This window comes from Arthrobacter sp. 01L42 (assembly GCF_056400005.1).
Genome location: NZ_JBFTSL010000011.1, coordinates 64,396 through 81,477 on the forward strand (window position 1 = coordinate 64,396; position 17,082 = coordinate 81,477).

The 17,082-nt window shown below is 66.6% G+C and carries 14 protein-coding genes; 10 read left to right on the top strand and 4 right to left on the bottom strand.

Annotated features, from left to right (window positions below):
* Nucleotides 1–57: 57 nt before the first annotated feature.
* Both AC1DN2_RS11435 and AC1DN2_RS11440 read left to right on the top strand, forming a co-directional pair.
* Complete coding sequence (locus AC1DN2_RS11435) at nt 58–900, top strand: lysophospholipid acyltransferase family protein (protein ID WP_476850409.1); 843 nt, start codon at nt 58–60, stop codon at nt 898–900.
* 84 nt (nt 901–984) lie between these two features.
* The gene (locus AC1DN2_RS11440; protein WP_243179595.1) at nt 985–2,379 is read left to right on the top strand and encodes a class II 3-deoxy-7-phosphoheptulonate synthase; all 1,395 of its coding nucleotides are present in this window, start codon (nt 985–987) and stop codon (nt 2,377–2,379) included.
* Between the two features lie 145 nt (nt 2,380–2,524).
* On the opposite strand, the gene AC1DN2_RS11445 is transcribed toward AC1DN2_RS11440, so the two are convergent.
* Both AC1DN2_RS11445 and AC1DN2_RS11450 read right to left on the bottom strand, forming a co-directional pair.
* Nucleotides 2,525–4,681 carry a Stk1 family PASTA domain-containing Ser/Thr kinase gene (locus tag AC1DN2_RS11445; RefSeq protein WP_476850410.1) on the bottom strand — a complete coding sequence of 719 codons (2,157 nt, stop codon included), beginning with the start codon at nt 4,679–4,681 and terminating at the stop codon, nt 2,525–2,527.
* Nucleotides 4,682–4,802: 121 nt separating this feature from the next.
* The gene (locus AC1DN2_RS11450; RefSeq protein ID WP_476850411.1) at nt 4,803–6,191 is read right to left on the bottom strand and encodes a LysM peptidoglycan-binding domain-containing protein; all 1,389 of its coding nucleotides are present in this window, start codon (nt 6,189–6,191) and stop codon (nt 4,803–4,805) included.
* A 308-nt stretch (nt 6,192–6,499) separates the two neighbouring features.
* On the opposite strand from AC1DN2_RS11450, the gene AC1DN2_RS11455 reads away from it, so the two are divergent.
* Nucleotides 6,500–6,853 carry an Rv2175c family DNA-binding protein gene (locus tag AC1DN2_RS11455; protein WP_026266238.1) on the top strand — a complete coding sequence of 118 codons (354 nt, stop codon included), beginning with the start codon at nt 6,500–6,502 and terminating at the stop codon, nt 6,851–6,853.
* Nucleotides 6,854–6,989: 136 nt separating this feature from the next.
* On the opposite strand, the gene AC1DN2_RS11460 is transcribed toward AC1DN2_RS11455, so the two are convergent.
* Both AC1DN2_RS11460 and AC1DN2_RS11465 read right to left on the bottom strand, forming a co-directional pair.
* On the bottom strand, nt 6,990–8,084 hold the full coding sequence (locus tag AC1DN2_RS11460; RefSeq protein WP_028275891.1) for a polyprenyl synthetase family protein: 1,095 nt from the start codon (nt 8,082–8,084) through the stop codon (nt 6,990–6,992).
* A complete protein-coding gene (locus tag AC1DN2_RS11465) occupies nt 8,081–8,608 on the bottom strand; it encodes a RodZ family helix-turn-helix domain-containing protein (RefSeq protein ID WP_028275890.1) in 528 nt (175 codons plus the stop codon). Before AC1DN2_RS11465 ends, AC1DN2_RS11460 begins: the two co-directional genes overlap by 4 nt.
* A gap of 115 nt (nt 8,609–8,723) precedes the next feature.
* Here AC1DN2_RS11465 and dinB point away from each other — a divergent pair, with 115 nt between their 5' ends.
* From dinB to AC1DN2_RS11500, 7 genes are all read left to right on the top strand, one after another.
* Nucleotides 8,724–9,980, top strand: a complete 1,257-nt coding sequence (gene dinB / locus AC1DN2_RS11470; protein WP_476850412.1) for a DNA polymerase IV — start codon at nt 8,724–8,726, stop codon at nt 9,978–9,980.
* Nucleotides 9,981–10,274: 294 nt separating this feature from the next.
* A complete protein-coding gene (locus AC1DN2_RS11475; RefSeq protein ID WP_028275888.1) occupies nt 10,275–10,646 on the top strand; it encodes a DUF3040 domain-containing protein in 372 nt (123 codons plus the stop codon).
* Between the two features lie 435 nt (nt 10,647–11,081).
* Nucleotides 11,082–11,510 carry a division/cell wall cluster transcriptional repressor MraZ gene (gene mraZ, locus AC1DN2_RS11480; RefSeq protein WP_028275887.1) on the top strand — a complete coding sequence of 143 codons (429 nt, stop codon included), beginning with the start codon at nt 11,082–11,084 and terminating at the stop codon, nt 11,508–11,510.
* A gap of 218 nt (nt 11,511–11,728) precedes the next feature.
* Nucleotides 11,729–12,727 carry a 16S rRNA (cytosine(1402)-N(4))-methyltransferase RsmH gene (rsmH, locus tag AC1DN2_RS11485; protein WP_476850413.1) on the top strand — a complete coding sequence of 333 codons (999 nt, stop codon included), beginning with the start codon at nt 11,729–11,731 and terminating at the stop codon, nt 12,725–12,727.
* Nucleotides 12,724–13,410, top strand: a complete 687-nt coding sequence (ftsL, locus tag AC1DN2_RS11490) for a cell division protein FtsL (RefSeq protein WP_476850414.1) — start codon at nt 12,724–12,726, stop codon at nt 13,408–13,410. Before rsmH ends, ftsL begins: the two co-directional genes overlap by 4 nt.
* 41 nt (nt 13,411–13,451) lie before the next feature.
* Nucleotides 13,452–15,254: a peptidoglycan D,D-transpeptidase FtsI family protein gene (locus AC1DN2_RS11495; protein ID WP_476850415.1), complete on the top strand. Its 1,803-nt coding sequence runs from the start codon at nt 13,452–13,454 to the stop codon at nt 15,252–15,254.
* Nucleotides 15,255–15,418: 164 nt separating this feature from the next.
* Nucleotides 15,419–17,080 carry a UDP-N-acetylmuramoyl-L-alanyl-D-glutamate--2,6-diaminopimelate ligase gene (locus AC1DN2_RS11500; RefSeq protein WP_476850416.1) on the top strand — a complete coding sequence of 554 codons (1,662 nt, stop codon included), beginning with the start codon at nt 15,419–15,421 and terminating at the stop codon, nt 17,078–17,080.
* The last annotated feature ends 2 nt before the right edge of the window (nt 17,081–17,082 follow it).

Here is a 17,082-nt window from a genome sequence, read left to right on the forward strand (position 1 = left end):
AGCCTGGCCGGACCCGGTTCGGGCCGCAGGCCAGACGCCTTCCGGAGAGGTCACCGAGTGTTTTATTGGTTCATGAAGACGTTTGTCCTGGGGCCGGTGCTCAGGCTGCTGTTCCGGCCCTGGGTCAAGGGCCTCGACAACGTCCCTGCCGAGGGCGCCGCGATCCTTGCCTCGAACCACCTCTCCTTCTCGGATTCCATCTTCATGCCGGTCATGGTGCCGCGGCCGGTCGCGTTCCTGGCGAAATCCGAATACTTCACCGGCACCGGGATCAAGGGCAGGCTGACCGCAGCCTTCTTCCGGCTCACCAACCAGCTGCCCATGGACCGGTCCGGGGGCGCCGCGTCCGCGCAGTCGCTGAACGCCGGCATGGACGTGCTCAAGAAGGGTTCCCTCCTGGGCATCTACCCCGAGGGGACCCGCAGCCCCGACGGGCGCCTCTACCGCGGCAAGGTGGGGGTTGCGCGCCTTGCGCTGCAGGCCCGCGTCCCGGTCATCCCGGTGGCAATGATCGGAACGGACAAAGTCCAGCCGATCGGCAAGCGCGTGCCCAACATCCGCCGTATCGGCATGATCTTTGGCGAACCGCTCGACTTCAGCCGCTATTACGGGATGGAGGATGACCGGCTGATCCAGCGTTCAGTGACTGACGAGATCATGTACGAACTCATGCGCCTCTCCGGCCAGGAATACGTGGATGAGTACGCCGCCGTCGTGAAGCTCCGCCTGGCGGGCAAAGCGCAGGACGCGGCCCCGGACAAAACCCCTGCGGGCCCTGACGCGGTGCAGGATGCGGCTGCCGGCAATACCCCGAACGAAGCCCCAAACACGGCCCCAACGGAAACCCCGAATGAAGCCGCTGCCGGGGATGCGGGGCCGGAGGTTCCCGGCCCCGCATGAGCGGGCCACGGGTGCCATATGACGGCAGCCGGGCTGTCAATGACAGGCAGGGCCCCCGAACCTTGATGGGGCAACTATCCTTAGATAGTGACCGAGCTATCTGAGAAACCAGTTTCCCCGCTGACCAGCACCGCCCAGAGCGGAGCCGCCAACTATCCCGGACTGGACAACTGGCGGGAGCTCCCGGCCTCGCAGCAGCCCACCTGGTCGGACCCGGCTGTGTTCGAGGCGTCCGTCAAGGAACTTTCCGTCCTCCCGCCCCTCGTGTTCGCCGGCGAAGTGGACATTCTTCGCGAACGGCTCGCCGCCGCCGCGCAGGGCAAGGCGTTCCTGCTCCAGGGCGGCGACTGCGCCGAGACCTTCGAAGCCGCGACGGCGGACAAGATCAGCGCCCGCGTCCGGACCATCCTGCAGATGGCCGTTGTCCTGACCTACGGCGCGGCCATGCCCGTCATCAAGATGGGCCGCATGGCTGGCCAGTTCGCCAAGCCCCGCTCCTCCAACGATGAAACGCGCGAGGGCGTCACCCTGCCGGCCTACCGGGGCGACATCGTCAACGGCTACGATTTCACGCCCGAGTCCCGCGCCCACGACGCCGGCCGGATGCTCAAGGCCTACCACACCTCCGCTTCGACGCTGAACCTGATCCGCGCCTTCACCCAGGGCGGTTTCGCGGACCTGCGCCTGGTGCACCAGTGGAACAAGGGCTTCACCGAGAACCCGGCCCACGCCCGCTACGAGTCCCTGGCCCGGGACATCGACCGCGCCATCAAGTTCATGGCCTCCTGCGGTGCCGACTTCGAGGCCCTGAAGCGGGTGGAATTCTACGCGAGCCACGAGGCCCTGCTGCTGGACTACGAGCGCGCCCTGACCCGCATCGACTCGCGCACGGGGCTGCCCTACGACACCTCCGCGCACTTCCTCTGGATCGGGGAGCGGACCCGCGAGCTGGACCACGCACACGTTGACTTCCTCTCCCGCGTCCGCAACCCGATCGGCGTCAAGCTCGGCCCGTCGACCAGCGGCGACGACGCCCTGCGCCTGATCGACAAGCTGGATCCGAACCGGGAGCCCGGCCGGCTCACCTTCATCACCCGCATGGGTGCGGGCAACATCCGCGAGAAGCTGCCGGCGATCGTCGAGCGCGTCACCGCCTCCGGTGCCCAGGTCCTTTGGGTCACCGACCCCATGCACGGGAACACGGTCACCTCGCCCAACGGCTACAAGACCCGCAATTTCGACGACGTCATTGACGAAGTGCGCGGATTCTTCGAAGTCCACCACGCGCTCGGCACCGTTCCCGGCGGCCTGCACGTGGAGATGACGGGGGACGACGTCGCCGAGTGCCTCGGCGGAGCCGACCCGATCGACCAGGAAGCCTTCCTGGACCGCTACGAGTCGGTCTGCGATCCGCGCCTGAACCACATGCAGTCGCTCGAGATGGCGTTCCTGGTGGCCGGAGCGCTCTCCAAGCGCTGACGCACTGATGGACAGAACGCATCTGGCAGAAGGCATTCCGACAGAACGTTTCCCACAGAACGCATTCTGAGAAAAAGCTCCGCCCGGCTACAGCAGCCGGGCGGAGCTTTCTTGTGCGATGGCAGGGGCCGGAGCGGGGTGCCTGTCAGACGACGGTAAGCGTAACGGTCGAGCCTTCCGGGGCCTTCGTGTCCACCGGATTCTGGTCCCGGACCGTGCCGAAGAAACCGCCGAGGATGTTATCGACCTGGACTTTGAAGCCTAGTTTCTCAAGGGCTTCCTGGGCCTCCGAGGCCTGCTTGCCGATGAAGCTGGGGACCTCGACGAGCTTCGGGCCCTTCGAGATGGTCAAGGTGACGGTGCCGCCCTTGGTCAGGTTGCCGGAGGCCGGGTCCTGCGCCAGCACCGCGCCCTCGGGGACGTTCCTGTCGTTGACTGCTTCCGGGGCCACCACGGCCTTCAGGCCGGCGGCTTCCAGGGCCTTAACAGCGGCGTCCTGCGCCTGCCCGCGAACATCCGGGACCGGGATGGGCTGCGGGCCCTTCGAGACGGTCAGGCCCACGGGCGTCCCGTGCCTGACCGGGTTGCCGCTGCGCGGAGCCTGGGCAAGGACGGTTCCGGCAGGCGCCTTCTCGTCGAAGGTCTCGGTAATCGGGCCCAAAGCCATCTGGGCACCGTTGAGCGTGGTCTTGGCCTCGTCCAGGCTCTTGCCGGCCAGTTCCGGCAGCGGGAACAGCTCCGGGCCCTTGGACACGGCCAGCGACACGGGCTGGAACTTGCGGATGACCTCCCCGGCGGTCGGCTCCGAGCCGACCACGAGCCCGGGCGAGACGTCGTCGTCGAAGACATCCTTCACCGTGGATTGGAAGCCGGCGGTGCGGAGCAGGTCCTGGGCCTCGGCAACGGTCTTGTTCGCCACCGGGGGAATCGTTCCCGGCGACCCCGGACCCATGCCGAAGAACCAGCCGGCGACGGCGGCGAGCAGCGCCGCGACGACGAGCAGGACGATCCACAGCAAGCCGCGGCGCCGGGGGTTGCCCTCGTGCAGGGTCCTGGTGGGCGTGGCGGCGGCTCGCTGGCGCGCCTTCTCCTCGTCCCGGTCCAGTTTGCGCTGGGCGCGTTTGCTGGGGGCAACCGCGCCCTCCGCCGGGCCGTCATACCCGGCGCCGTCGTAGGCCGCCTCGTCCGGGGTGGACAACGGTCCGTAGGCCGGACGCCGCGGGGCACCGGACATCACAGTGGTCGGGTTGCCGCTGGTGCGGGAAAGCATCTCGGTGGGCCGGGCGAGGCTGCCGTATACCTCAGTCTGCAATTCCGTGGGCATTCCGGTGGGCGGCAGCACGTGGGCCGTTTCCTGCGCGTCCGACGCCGGACCGGTACCGCCTGGCGGCCGGGTTGGCGGTGCTGCCACGGCCGGCAGGGTGCTGCGAGCCGCCGGCGGCTGGAGGTCGAGTTCGGCGTCGCTGAGGTTGGTCCTGATGTGCCGGAGCTCGGACAACAGGGCGCTGCCGTCGACGGGGCGCTTGTCCGGGTCCCGGTCCGTGCACCACTGGACGAGTTCGTCGATCTCCGCGGCCAGCCCGGGCACCTCCAGCGAGGGCGCTGCGACGGTGGAATTGACGTGCTGGTAGGCGACCTGGATGGGCACGTCGCCTTCGAACGGCTGCCGGCCCGTGATCATTTCGTAGAGCATGATCCCGACGGAATAGATGTCGCTGCGGGCATCTGCCTGTTTGCCCAGGACAAGTTCGGGGGAGATGTAGGCGACGGTCCCGATCAGGGCGCCCGTGCTGGTGGACGTCGAGATAGCGCGTGCCAGGCCGAAGTCGCCGAGCTTGATCCGCCCGTCGTCGGCGATCAGGACGTTTTCGGGCTTGATGTCCCGGTGGATCATTCCGGCGGCGTGCGCGGCGCCGAGGCCTTCGACGACCGGATCGATCAGCGCCAGGGCCAGCCGCGGCGACAGGGCGCCCTTGTCATTGAGGACATCCCGCAGCGTGTGGCCCTTGATGAATTCCATGACCAGATAGGCGAGCCGGCCGTCCTCGCCCTGGTCCAGGACGCCCACGACGTGTGGGTGGGAGAGCCGGGCGGCAGCCTTGGCTTCGCGGCCCAGCCGATCGAGGAACTGCGGGTCGTCAGCCAGATGGGGATGGAGCACCTTCAGCGCGACATCACGCTCAAGGCGCTGGTCCGTGGCGAGGTACACGGTGGACATCCCGCCGCGGGCAAGCCTGGATTGAACCTGGTAGCGGTTGTCCACCAGGTTCCCTACGAGAGCATCCGACACGTATTCCTGCACCTTACAATCGTAGTCGCTGGACAGAAACGGGCCCGAATCAACATGCGATCCGGGCCCGTAGCGTCACGCTCCGCCGAAAGGGAGCCTGTGCTGGAGTCTGTAGTTGGCCGAGCGGCCGGGTTTAGCCGAACAGCTGCCGGTTGGCCTTGATGGCGGCGACGTAGCCCTTGGTGTCCTCGAACATGCCGTTCTGGCTCACCGAGTACTGGCCCTGGTAGTAGCCGGCGATTGCGGTGTCCACATCCGGGCTCGTGCGGACCAACTGGCGGATGATCGCGATGCCTGCCGTGGCGTTGTCGTAGGGATCGAGCAGGTTCAGCTGGCGGCCCACCAGATCGGAGGCCCATTCGCCGGAGGACGGGATGACCTGCATGGTGCCGATCGCATTGGCCGGTGACACCGCACGCTGGTCGAAGCCGGATTCCTGGAAGGCAAAAGCCAGTGCAAGGCTGGCGTCCACGCCCATGCGCCGGGCCGTGTCCGCGACGATCGACTTCATCTGCTGGCGGGTGGGCACCGGAGAGGCATTGAGCAGCGCCTTGTTCTGGTTGGCCGAGCTGACCACCGCGGCCGGGTAGCTGAACCCGAGGAACGTGCTGGGCACGAGGGGCGTGGTGGTGGCAGGCGTGCTCGATGCCGGTGCGATGGTCGACGCGCCGGGGATGACGAGCTTCTGGCCGGGGTAGATGATGCTCGACATTGTCAGCCGGTTGGCCGACAGGACGTCCGAGAGCCTGACACCGTTGCGGGCCGCGATGCCGGAGAGGGTGTCGCCGGCCTTGATGGTGTAGGAGCCGGAACTGGCGGGCGCGGGCGCCGACGGCTTGGGTGCGGCGGCCGTCACGGGTGCAGAGGGGGCCGGCGTGCTGGAACCGCCGCCGACCTTGACCTTCTGGCCGGGATAGATAACGGAGCTCATGCCGAGCCCGTTCCACTTGAAGATCTCGGAAAGGCCAACGCCGTGGCGGGTGGCGATGGCGCTCAGGGTGTCGCCAGACTTGACGACGTACACGCTGCCGCCGCCCGAGGCGGGCGTTGTCGGCGTCGATTTCGCCGGTGCGGACGGTTTGGGCGCTGCCGGCGTCGAGCCCGTGAGCTTGATCTTCTGCCCCGGGTAGATGATGGTGTTCGGCTGCAGGTTGTTCAGCTTGAGCACGGCAAACGTGTCCAGACCGTAGCGGCCGGCAATGGCACTGATGGTGTCGCCGCGGGCGATCGTGTAGACGGCCGGAGCCGCCGTCTGCGCGGGCCGCAAGGCGCTCGGCAGCGTCACCGGGACGGAGGCGGCCGGGATCACTGCCGCCTTCAGGGATGTCGCCGCGTCAGCCTTCGCCTGGGCACGCATGGCGGCCGCGAGCGTTGCCGGGACAGAGCGCACCCGCGATTCGGCTGCGGCAGGCTGGGCGATCGCCAGGGAGGAAAGCACGACGGCGGGAAGCGCCGCCGTCGTCGCCGCGATGAGCGGCAGGCTGCGCCCCGGACGGAGCTGTGGCGAACGTGAGGTTGTCATTGGAAAGATCCTCTTCTCAGCGGCAACGCTGCGGTCAGGCCGGTAGAACTGGTGTTACCAGTGTGACAAAAGTTATTTCTGTTACAAATGTGATCTATGTGAATCTCTCATGAATTGGCAATTAGCACAAGAACCGTTTGACATTCCGCAAACCCGTTTCCGGTGGAGTGTCGCCCGAAAGTCGCTCCAGGGGAGTCCCCCGGTGAAGCCGGGCGGCATTCCGGCGCGGCGGGACCGGCCATGACCGCAGCGTGAATTCTGCGGATGCCGACTAGGCGGCGGGGCACCGGCCGTGGCAATCTTTATGCGTGAGTAATGTAGAAAGCCTCGTGGGCGAATGGCTGCCCCTGCCCGATGTCGCACAGCTTCTGAACGTATCTATCACCAAGGTCCATGCATTGCTGGACGAGCGTGCGCTGGCGGCCGTGAGAATCGGCGACCGGCGCATCCGGTCCGTGCCTGCGGCTTTCATCCAGGACGGGCATGCGGTGGAGAGCCTGAAAGGCACCATTGTTGTTCTCTCAGACGCCGGATACTCGGATGAGGAACTGATCAACTGGCTCTTTACGCCGGACGATTCCCTCCGCGGCCGGCCCATTGACGCCCTGCGGGAAGGGCGCAAGACCGAAATTCGCCGCAGGGCGCAATCACTGGCCTGGTAAAAGCAGACCGGCAGCAACTGCGCCGGCAGCATCCCCCGGACGTGCCATGACGGGCCGTGCACAGCGCAAGCGCCGTGCACGGCCCGCCGCGTTTCCAGGCACCGTTTAAAAAGGCGCTACTGCCGTGAGGGCCGGGTTAAGCGGCGCGGCTGACCGTGGCCTCTGCCAGCCTGCGGAGCGCGGTTTTGGGCAGCTCCTGAAGCGGCAGCAGGTCCAGGGCGGCGAAGGCGGCCTTGCCGAACTCCTCGATGAGCACTTCCGTGGCCTGGAGTGCGCCGCAATCCACGATGATCCGCCGGATCTCCTCGATGTCCGCGTCGCCGAGATCGGGGCTGCCCAGCTTGGCGTCGATGAACTCTGATTCGGCCGCCGAGGCCTGGTCCAGGGCGAAGGCCACCAGGACCGTGCGCTTGCCCTCACGGAGATCGTCCCCGGCAGGTTTGCCGGTGGTGACGGGGTCACCGAAGACGCCAAGGACATCGTCCCGCAGTTGGAACGCCTCACCGAGCGGCAGCGCGAACGCGGAATAGCCGCGCAGCAGCTCGTCGCCGGCGCCGGCCAGGGCGCCGCCGAGGGCGAGCGGGTGTTCGGTGGAGTATTTGGCCGACTTGAACCGGATGATGGACTGGGCCCGGCTGACGGCCCCGGCGCGGTCCCGCCGGGGCCCGGCGACCTCTTCCAGGATGTCGAGGTACTGCCCGGCCATGACTTCTGCACGCATGAGGTTGAAGATCAGCCGTGCCGGGCTGCCGGAGGCGGCACGGTGTCCGATCTCCGTGAACGATTCCTCGCTGAAGGACAGGCAGAGATCCCCGGTCAGGATCGCTGCCGCGTGGCCGAACCGCTCGCTGTCCAGCGCCCAGCCCTGGGCCTCGTGCAGTTCAATGAACCTGCGGTGGACGCTGGGTCCGCCCCGGCGGGTGTCCGAGCGGTCAATGATGTCATCGTGGATCAGGGCCGCGGCCTGGAACAGCTCCAGGGCCGAGCCGGCGGTGACCACCTCGGCCGCGCCGGCTTCTCCGCCGGCGCCGCGCCACCCCCAGTAGCACATGAGCGCCCGCAGGCGCTTTCCGCCCGTGACCAGGTTTGAGATCGAGCCCATGAGCGGATCGATGTCCTGGGAGATCGAGGCCATGATGGCCTGTCGGCTGGTCAGGAACTCGGTGAGCTTGCCGGCGACGGCGGCCACGTAATCCGCCTGCTCGAGCCGCAGCTGTTCGGCGAGACTCACTTGACGGACTCGGCAGCGACGTTCGCACCGATCGTGAACGTGGACACCCCTGTTGTCTGCATGACGGAGATGTTCACGGTTTCGTTGTCCCCGCGCAGGAAGTCCTTGGACGGCAGGGCACCGACGGTTTCCCCGGGTACGGGCTTGAATCCCTGCGCCTGCAGCCCCTTGGCGTAGAAAGCCAGGACATCGGCGGCCGGGGCGGTGATGCTGCCGACCAGTGCCGCGGTTGCCGGCACCGTGGTTTTGTCGAAGCTGCTGGAGACTACCTGGGCTCCTGGCATCAGCGGCAGGAGTTTCTGCGGGAAGCCGGGTACGAGGGCGCCGACCGTGGCTGACGTGCCGGGCTCCGCGGAAGGGCTGGGGGGAGCCGTGGTGGAGGACTGCGCAGAGGCGTCCGGGGTCGACGCCGGCGACGCCGCCGGGCTCCCGGTGCCGGCAGGCGTGCATGCGGCCAAGGCCAATAGCGCGCCAGCCGCCGCGATGGCGGCTGCGGCACGTTTGCGCTGTCCAAATACCTTCACAGGGACTTTCCTCCTGGGGTTGAAGCGGAATCAGCCTCCAGTTTAGTCAGTCCCCGGGCATAGGATTGAAGACGTGGGGCCGGACGCAGAGAATCAGCAGGGAGCGCAGAGGAATATGCACCCCAACGGGCCCTCGAATGCGCAGCCCCAGATCCAGCCTGCCGGCAGCCTGGGCGGGGACTCACTGCTGGAACTGCGGCGCAGCAGCATCATGCACGTGGACATGGACGCCTTCTTTGTCTCCGTGGAGTTGCGCAGCCGGCCCGAGCTGAAGGGAAAGCCCGTGATTGTGGGCTACCCGGCGGACCGCTCCGTGGTGCTCTCCGCGTCCTATGAGGCCCGCGCCTTCGGCGTCAGATCGGCGATGCCCATGGTGGTGGCGGCGCGCATGTGCCCCTCGGCTGTCATCATCGAGCCCCGCCACAAGCTGTACTACGAAGTGTCCGGCCAGATCATGGCAATCTTTGGTTCCATCACCGACCTCGTCGAGCCGCTCAGCGTGGATGAGGCGTTCCTGGACGTCGGGGGAGCCATCCGGAGGCTCGGGCCGCCACGGGAGATTGGCGAACTCATCCGGGCCCGCGTGTTCCGGGAGCTGGGCATTACGGCATCAGTGGGCATCGCCGCCAGCAAGTTTGTGGCCAAGATCGCGTCCACCCGCTGCAAACCGGACGGGCTGCTGCTGATCCGGACGGAGGAAACCGTCCCCTACCTACACAGCCTTCCCGTCAGTGCGCTCTGGGGAGTCGGCGGCAAGACCGTGGAGGTGCTGGCCCGACGGGGCATCAGGACGGTGGCGGACGTCGCAGCGTCGCCGCTGCCCTCGCTGCGCAAGCTGCTGGGCGCATCGGGGGAGCATGTCTACCGGCTCTCCTGGGGCATCGATCCGCGGCCCGTGACGCCGGTCCGCCTGGAAAAGAGCATTGGTGCCGAGGAGACGTTCGCCACTGACACCGCGGATGACGCGCTGCTTCACAGGGAGCTGCTGCGCCTTTCGCACCGGACGGCGGAGCGCCTCCGCAGTGCCGGTATGCACGCCCGCACCGTGGCGCTCAAGCTGCGCTACGCCGACTTTTCCACTATTACCCGCAGCCGCACCGTGAGCACACCGATCGACAGCGCCCAACTCCTGTACGCGGTGGCAGTGCAGCTCCTGGAATCGGTGGGTCAGCGGCCCATGACGGTCCGGCTGGTCGGCATCCGCGCCGAGCAGCTGGAAGAGGCCGCCGATGCCCCGCTTCAGCTCAGTCTTGACCGACGGGACGACAACTGGCGGGCCGCCGAACAAGCCCTCGATGCTGTCACCCGGAAGTTCGGCAACAAGTCCGTCCTTCCGGCCCGGCTCCTGGATTCCGGGGGCGCCCTTGAGTGAACCCGGCCTGAACCCCGTCGGGCCGCCCGTTCCCAAGGGTTCCGGCGGCGAAAGGGCCTTAAGACTGTCTTTCAGAACAGGCCGCAACAATCTATCCTTATTAATACCTAGGTTTAGGACTACTGGATCGACCGTTCGGGCGACCTGGCCAGCTAAGACCGGCGCGGGAGAGCTGAATTGGCCCCCTTTTCACCAATGGCGGTGACGGGGGAACCACTTCGGAATCCCGGGCGTTAGGGAATTAGGGCAATGGCCACGTCATGCCCGGACGTTGGCAGACTTGAGGAGGTCGTGATGCCGCTCTCGGAACACGAACAGAAGTTGCTGGAGCAACTTGAGAAGCAGCTGCATGAGGACGACCCAAAGTTTGCAAGCTCAATGGGATCGGTCCCCGGACGCTCATGGTCCACCCGCCACCTTGTCATCGGCGTGCTCGCGACTCTCGCGGGCGTGCTGCTGTTATTGGTCGGGGTGTCGATGCAGAACATCTTTGTCGGGGTCCTCGGCTTTGTTGTGATGGGCGCCGGCGTCTATTTCGCCACGATGCGCAGTTCTGCGGTCGGCAAGGCCAGGGCAGCCGGCGGACGCAAGCAGGGCAAGCCCAGGAGTTCGTTCATGAGCAACCTCGAGCAGCGCTGGGACGAACGGCACGGGGGCGAGTCCTAAACCGCTCAGTGACGGCCCCGTAAAGTCCTCCACTTCCCGCCACCGGTCCGCCGGGGAGCGGCGCGAGACCCGCTTCGGCGGGTCTTTCGCCATTTAACGCGGTTATTTCCGGCGCCTTTGCTGCAGCCTTGCTGGAATTTGGCTTCGATGGCGCCGCAAAAGGGACAACCGCACCGAATTATTCGCTCCCGCGCCGGTGCGCCCCGTCAATCGGTGCGGGGTGGGAGGCAAGCAGGCAAAAATCGCTCCACTTTCCCCCACCAGTCCCGATTGCCTGCAAATGCTGGGAAGAAGGGGGATAAACATCCGCAGAATTGTCTAAACATCCCGGGCGTGTCGTTGACTGTGGAGCGATGTGGAGTAATGTGGAGGACGTAAGAGGGTAGTGGCAGCACAGGGGACGTTGGACTTCCTAAAACAGACAGGCGGTGGGCCGTGTTTCTCGGCACACATTCGCCGCGTCTGGATGAAAAAGGTCGAATTATCCTCCCCGCGAAGTTCCGAGAGGAACTTGCCAGCGGGCTGGTTCTCACAAGGGGCCAGGAGCGTTGCATCTACGTCTTCAGTGAGGCGGAATTCGGCCGGGTTCACGAGCAGATGCGGGAGGCTCCAATTTCCTCCAAGCAGGCACGTGACTACATCCGTGTTTTCCTCTCTGGAGCCTCGGACGAGGTACCTGACAAGCAGGGGCGCGTGACGATTCCGCCGGCGCTCCGGGAGTATGCAGGTCTTGGCCGGGAACTCGCCGTCATTGGCGCAGGATCCCGGGCGGAGATCTGGGACGCCCAAGCCTGGAATGAGTACCTGGCCGAAAAGGAAACCGCCTTCTCGGAAACAGACGACGCCATCCCGGGGATTCTCTGAACCCCCACTGATCCACCAGCAAACAACGTTCCTTGATCGAGATCTCCAGCCGCCCATCCGGTTGTTGTCCTGGCTCACTTCCCCGGAGCCAGGCCGGCGCAGGATAGGCGCGGATGGGGATCTGGACCAAGGAACGTTGCGTAAGAGCAGTACCAAGCAACTAGCAAAGCGCAACTAGCAAAGCTCAAAACAAACAAGGCCAACGAAAGGACGAAGGCATGACGGATCCCGACCAGGCGAAGCCGACGTCCGAACGCCATGTACCGGTCCTCAAGGACCGGTGCATCAATTTGTTGGCCCCCGGCATCGAGGCCGCACGGAGCCGCGTCGAGACCCCCGTGGTGATCGACGCGACGCTCGGCATGGGCGGACACTCGGAGGCCCTCCTGCAGCGCTTCCCGGACCTTCACCTGATCGGCATCGACCGCGACGAGGAAGCCCTGGCACTGGCGGGGGTCAGGCTGGCGCCCTTCGAGAACCGGACCGACCTCGTTCACGCCGTCTACGACGAAATCCCGGACGTCCTCGAAGACCTGGGCTTCACCGAAGTCCACGGAGTGCTCATGGACCTCGGCGTATCGTCCCTCCAGCTGGACGAGCGGGAACGCGGCTTCGCCTACTCCTTCGATGCGCCCCTGGACATGCGGATGGACACCAGCCGGGGCCAGACGGCCGCCGACGTCGTCAATAACTACAGCGAAGAAGAACTCGTCCGGATCATCCGGAAGTGGGGCGAAGAGAAGTTCGCCGGCCGCATCGCGAACAGGATCGTGGCCGCGCGCGCCGAAAAGCCCTTCACCACCACCGGCGAACTGGTCGACCAGATCCGGGCCGTGGTGCCCGCCGGTGCCGCCAAATCCGGCGGCCACCCCGCGAAGCGCACATTCCAGGCGCTCCGGATCGAGGTCAACGAGGAACTGGACGTCCTCGAGCGCGCCATCCCGGCAGCGATCGAGGCCATCGCCCTCGGCGGCCGTGTGGTGGTCATGTCCTACCACTCCCTGGAAGACAAGATCGTCAAGGGCTTCTTCCAGGCCGGATCGAAGTCCTCGGCGCCGCTCGGCTTCCCGGTCGAGCTCGAAGAGCACAAAGCCGAACTCAAAACCCTGACAAAGGGCACCGAGGTACCCACCGCCGCTGAAATCGCCGAAAACCCCCGCGCAGCTTCCGCCCGGCTGCGCGCCGTCGAACGCATCAAAGCCAGGAGAGCCGCATGAGCACCGCCGCCGTCAACAGCTACCCCGTTGCCCAGGGCGCCACTGCCCGTGCCCTGCCCGGCCTCCGTCCCGGCCTTGACCAGCCCCGCAAGGCACGCACCCCGCTGTCGGTGGTCCGCTCCGTGCCGCGCAAGCGCCGCGCACCGTTCGTGGTGCTCTGCTTCGGGCTCCTGGCGATTGCCCTTATGGCCGTGCTGGTCCTGAACATCTCCGTCTCCTCCGCCCAGTACCAGCTGGTCCAGCTCCGCAGTGAACAGACCACACTGACCAAGCAGAACCAGGACCTCACCCAGCAGGTGCAGAACTTCGACGCCCCGCAGAACCTGGCGGCCAAGGCCACGGAGCTGGGCATGGTGGCTTCGGTCGCCAAGGGTCAGATCGACCTCTCCACCCTCAATGTCACCGGCAAGGCCAAGCCGGCCGTCAAGGGTGATGCCCCGGGCGCCGTCATCGCCGCACCGGCCGTCGCCGGGCAGCTCACGGTTGTCCCGCCGGCCACGGAGAACGAGCCTCTCGCCCAGCGCAAGGCGGCGGACACCAGGCCGGCAGACACCAAACCGGCGGACACAGACAAGGCGCCGGCAGCTGTGAAGCCCGCACCCGCACCGAAACCCGCCGCCCCCGCCGTGGAACTCCACGGCGGCTCGGTTCCCGCCCCCGCACAGAAGACGCCGGGGCAGTAACGTTCACTGACCACCAGCAAGGCAAGCAGCAAGGACTCACCGTGGCGAAGAACTCCGGCAGGGCAAGCAAGGCGAAAGCCCCAAACCCCACCCGGCGGCTCCGCGTGGGGCTTGGCATCATGCTGGCGCTCCTGCTGGTGGTCGGCGGCAAGCTGTTCATGGTCCAGGGCCTGGACATCGGGGGACTGGCTGAGGCCGCCCTCAACAACAGGCTCACGCCCACCGTGCTGCCCGCGGAGCGCGGCAGCATCCTCGATTCCTCCGGCGCGGTCCTGGCCAGCAGCGTCATCCGCTACAACGTCGTTGTGGACCAGACAGTCAACACCAAGACCGAAACCTTCCGCCGGTTCGAGACCATCAACGGCAAGGACGAGCTCGTCAAGGTCACCCGGGACCAGGGCATCTCCGAACTCGCCGCCGTGCTCGGCATGGACCGCGGCACCCTCCGCGATGCCCTGACCGGAACCCAGCGCTACTACATCGTGGCCAAGGACCTGAAACCGGACGTCGAGGACAAGGTCTCCAAGCTGCAGATTCCCGGCATCGTCACCGAAGGCACCAGCAAGCGGGTCTACCCCAACGGCTCCGTGGCCGGCGGAATTGTGGGTTTCCTCAAGGACGGCAGCACCGGACAGGCGGGCCTTGAGCAGACCCAGGACGAGGTACTCAAAGGCACACCGGGCAAGCGGCTCTTTGAAATCGGCGCCGACGGACTGCGCATCCCGGTCGGCGTGGACCAATTGACGCCGGCGGTGAACGGCAAGGACATCAAACTCACGCTGAATTCGGACCTGCAGTACTTCTCCCAACAGGCGATCCAAAGCCAGAAGGACAAGCTCAGTGCCGAGTGGGGCGTGATCGTTGTCCAGGACGTCAAGACCGGCAACATCGTGGCCATGGCCGATACCGACTCCCCGGATCCGAACGACCCCGGCAAGGTTGCCGCCGAGGACCGCGGGGTCCGGGCCGTCACCGCCGCCTACGAACCCGGCTCGGTGGAGAAGATGATCACGGCCGCAGCTGCGATTCAGGAAGGGAAGTCCAGCCCGCTGGACAGGTTCACCATTCCACCGACCTACACAGTGGACGGCCAGACCTTCAGTGACGCGTTCGAACACGGCACCGAGCAGCGGACGCTGGCGGGCATTGTCGGCTATTCCATGAACACCGGCACAGTCATGGTGGGCCAGCGGCTGAGCAAGGAACAGCGCTATGACTGGCTGCGGAAGTTCGGCATCGGCGATGCCCCCGACATCGGTCTGCCGGCCGAATCCAAGGGCATCCTGACCCCGGCCGACCAGTGGGACGGGCGCCAGCAATACACAGTGCTCTTCGGCCAGGGCGTCGCCCAAACCACCCTCCAGACTGTCCGGGCCTACCAGAGCATCGCCAACGACGGCGTGATGCTCCAGCCCCGGCTGATCGACAGCTACATCAACCCGGACGGTGCCGAGGAAAAAGTCCCGGCCAAAGCCCCGCAGCAGGTCGTCTCCAAGGAAACCGCCAAACAGGTCCGCGACATCCTTGAGAGCGCCGTAACCGAGGGCGAGATCAAAGAGGCTGCGATCGACGGGTACCGGGTGGGCGCCAAGACCGGCACATCCGAATCGCCCTGCGACGACGGCAAATCAGGGTTCTGCGGCTATACAGCCTCCATCATCGGAATGGCGCCCATGGACGATCCGCGGTTTATTGTTGAGGTGGTCCTGCAACGGCCCAAGGGAAGCATCTTCGGAATCACCAACGGACCGGTGTTCCGTTCGGTGATGAGCCAGACGCTGCGCACATTCAACGTCCAGCCCTCCACCGGCGAACCCGCGCGGCTGCCGCAGTACGCCAAGTAGCGCCTGTTCCACCTGGCACCCGGAAGTCACCAGCCGACGCCACACCCATTGCCCGCGCGCCGGAGCATTTCCGCGTGCGCAGGTCCCGATCTACCAGTGCCCGATTTTTTTCAGTGCCCGATTCATTCAGTGCCCGATCCACTAGCACCACAACGGAGATCCACTTGTCAGAGCTCACCGACCCCGATGCTTCCGCGCCGTCCGGCCATGACTCCACCCAGGGCTTCCGGCCCACTGCGGTTGCCGCAGTGCCGCTGGCAGACATTGGCGCGGCGATCGGCGTCGCCGTTCCCGGTGCATCCGGCTCCGTCCAGGTCACCGGGATCTCCCTGAACTCCCGGTCGGTCCGCCCGGGAGACCTGTACGTGGCCCTGCCGGGCGCCACACGGCACGGGGCCGACTTCGTGTCCCAGGCCGTCGACGCCGGCGCCGTGGCGGTCCTGACAGACGACGCCGGGGCGCGCCTGCTGGCCCTGGGCCATGACATCGCCGTCCCGGTCCTGCTGGCCCACGAGCCGCGCAGCGTGGTCGGCCAGCTGTCCGCGCTCATCTACCAGAGCAGGCCCGACGGCGCCGGGGCACCGGCCCTCTTCGGGGTGACAGGCACCAACGGCAAGACCACCACCACCTATTTCATCAATGCCCTGCTGCGGGCGCTGGGTAAGCGGACCGGGCTGATCGGGACGATTGAGATCCTGGCCGGAGGGGAGCCGATCCCGAGCCTGCTGACCACTCCCGAATCCACGGATGTGCACGCACTGCTGGCGCTCATGCGCGAACGCGGGCTCGATGCCGCCTCCATGGAGGTTTCCTCGCACGCCGTGTCTTTCCACCGTGTCGACGCCGTGGTGTTCGACGTCGCCGGCTTCACGAACCTCACCCAGGACCACCTGGACCTGCACGGGACCATGGAGGAATACTTCCAGACCAAAGCCCGGCTGTTTTCGCCGGAACGCGCCCGCGCCGCCGTCGTGACCATCGATGATGACTGGGGCCGCAAGCTTGCGGCCACCGCCGAAATCCCGGTCACGACCTTGGCCACGGCCGGGACCGACGGCGCCGGGCCGGCTGACGCCGACGTGACCGCGGACTGGACTGTGGTCCGGACTGCTCCGCGGGGCCTCGGCTCAGACTTCGTCCTCCGGCACCGCGACGGCGCCGAGCTGCGCGTCCACACGGGCCTGCCGGGCGGCTTCAACGTCGCCAATGCCGCGCTGGCCACGGTGATGGTCCTCGCCGGGGGCCACGAGCCGGCCGCGGTGCAGGCCGCCCTCGACGCCGCGGATCCCTTCACCGTTGCCGTGCCGGGCCGGATGCAGCTCGTGTCCACGGCCCCGGCCGCCGTGGTGGACTTCGCGCACAACCCCGACGCACTGGCCCGTGCCCTCGAAGCCGTCCGGTCCCCGGAACCCGGATCCAGAGTGATCATCGTTTTCGGCGCCACCGGACAGCGGGACCAGGGCAAACGCCCCGCGATGGGTGCCATCGCGGCGCGGCTGGCGGACACCGTGATTGTCAGCGACGACGATCCCCATGACGAGGACGCGGCGGCCATCCGCGCGGACGTCCTTACCGGCGCCCTGGCGGCCAAGGACGACGAAGGCCTGGACTGCACAGTCCTGGAGGTCTTCCCGCGCGACGCCGCCATCCTGAAGGCCGTAGAGCTCGCCGGAGCCGGGGACACCATCCTCGTGGCCGGGCGCGGTCACGAGGTCTGGCAGGAAGTCAAGGGAGTCAACTTGGCACTGGATGACCGGGTGGAGCTTCGGAACGCCTTGACAGCACGGGGATTCACCGTTCTCGAAGACCACCGGATAGAGTCCTAAAC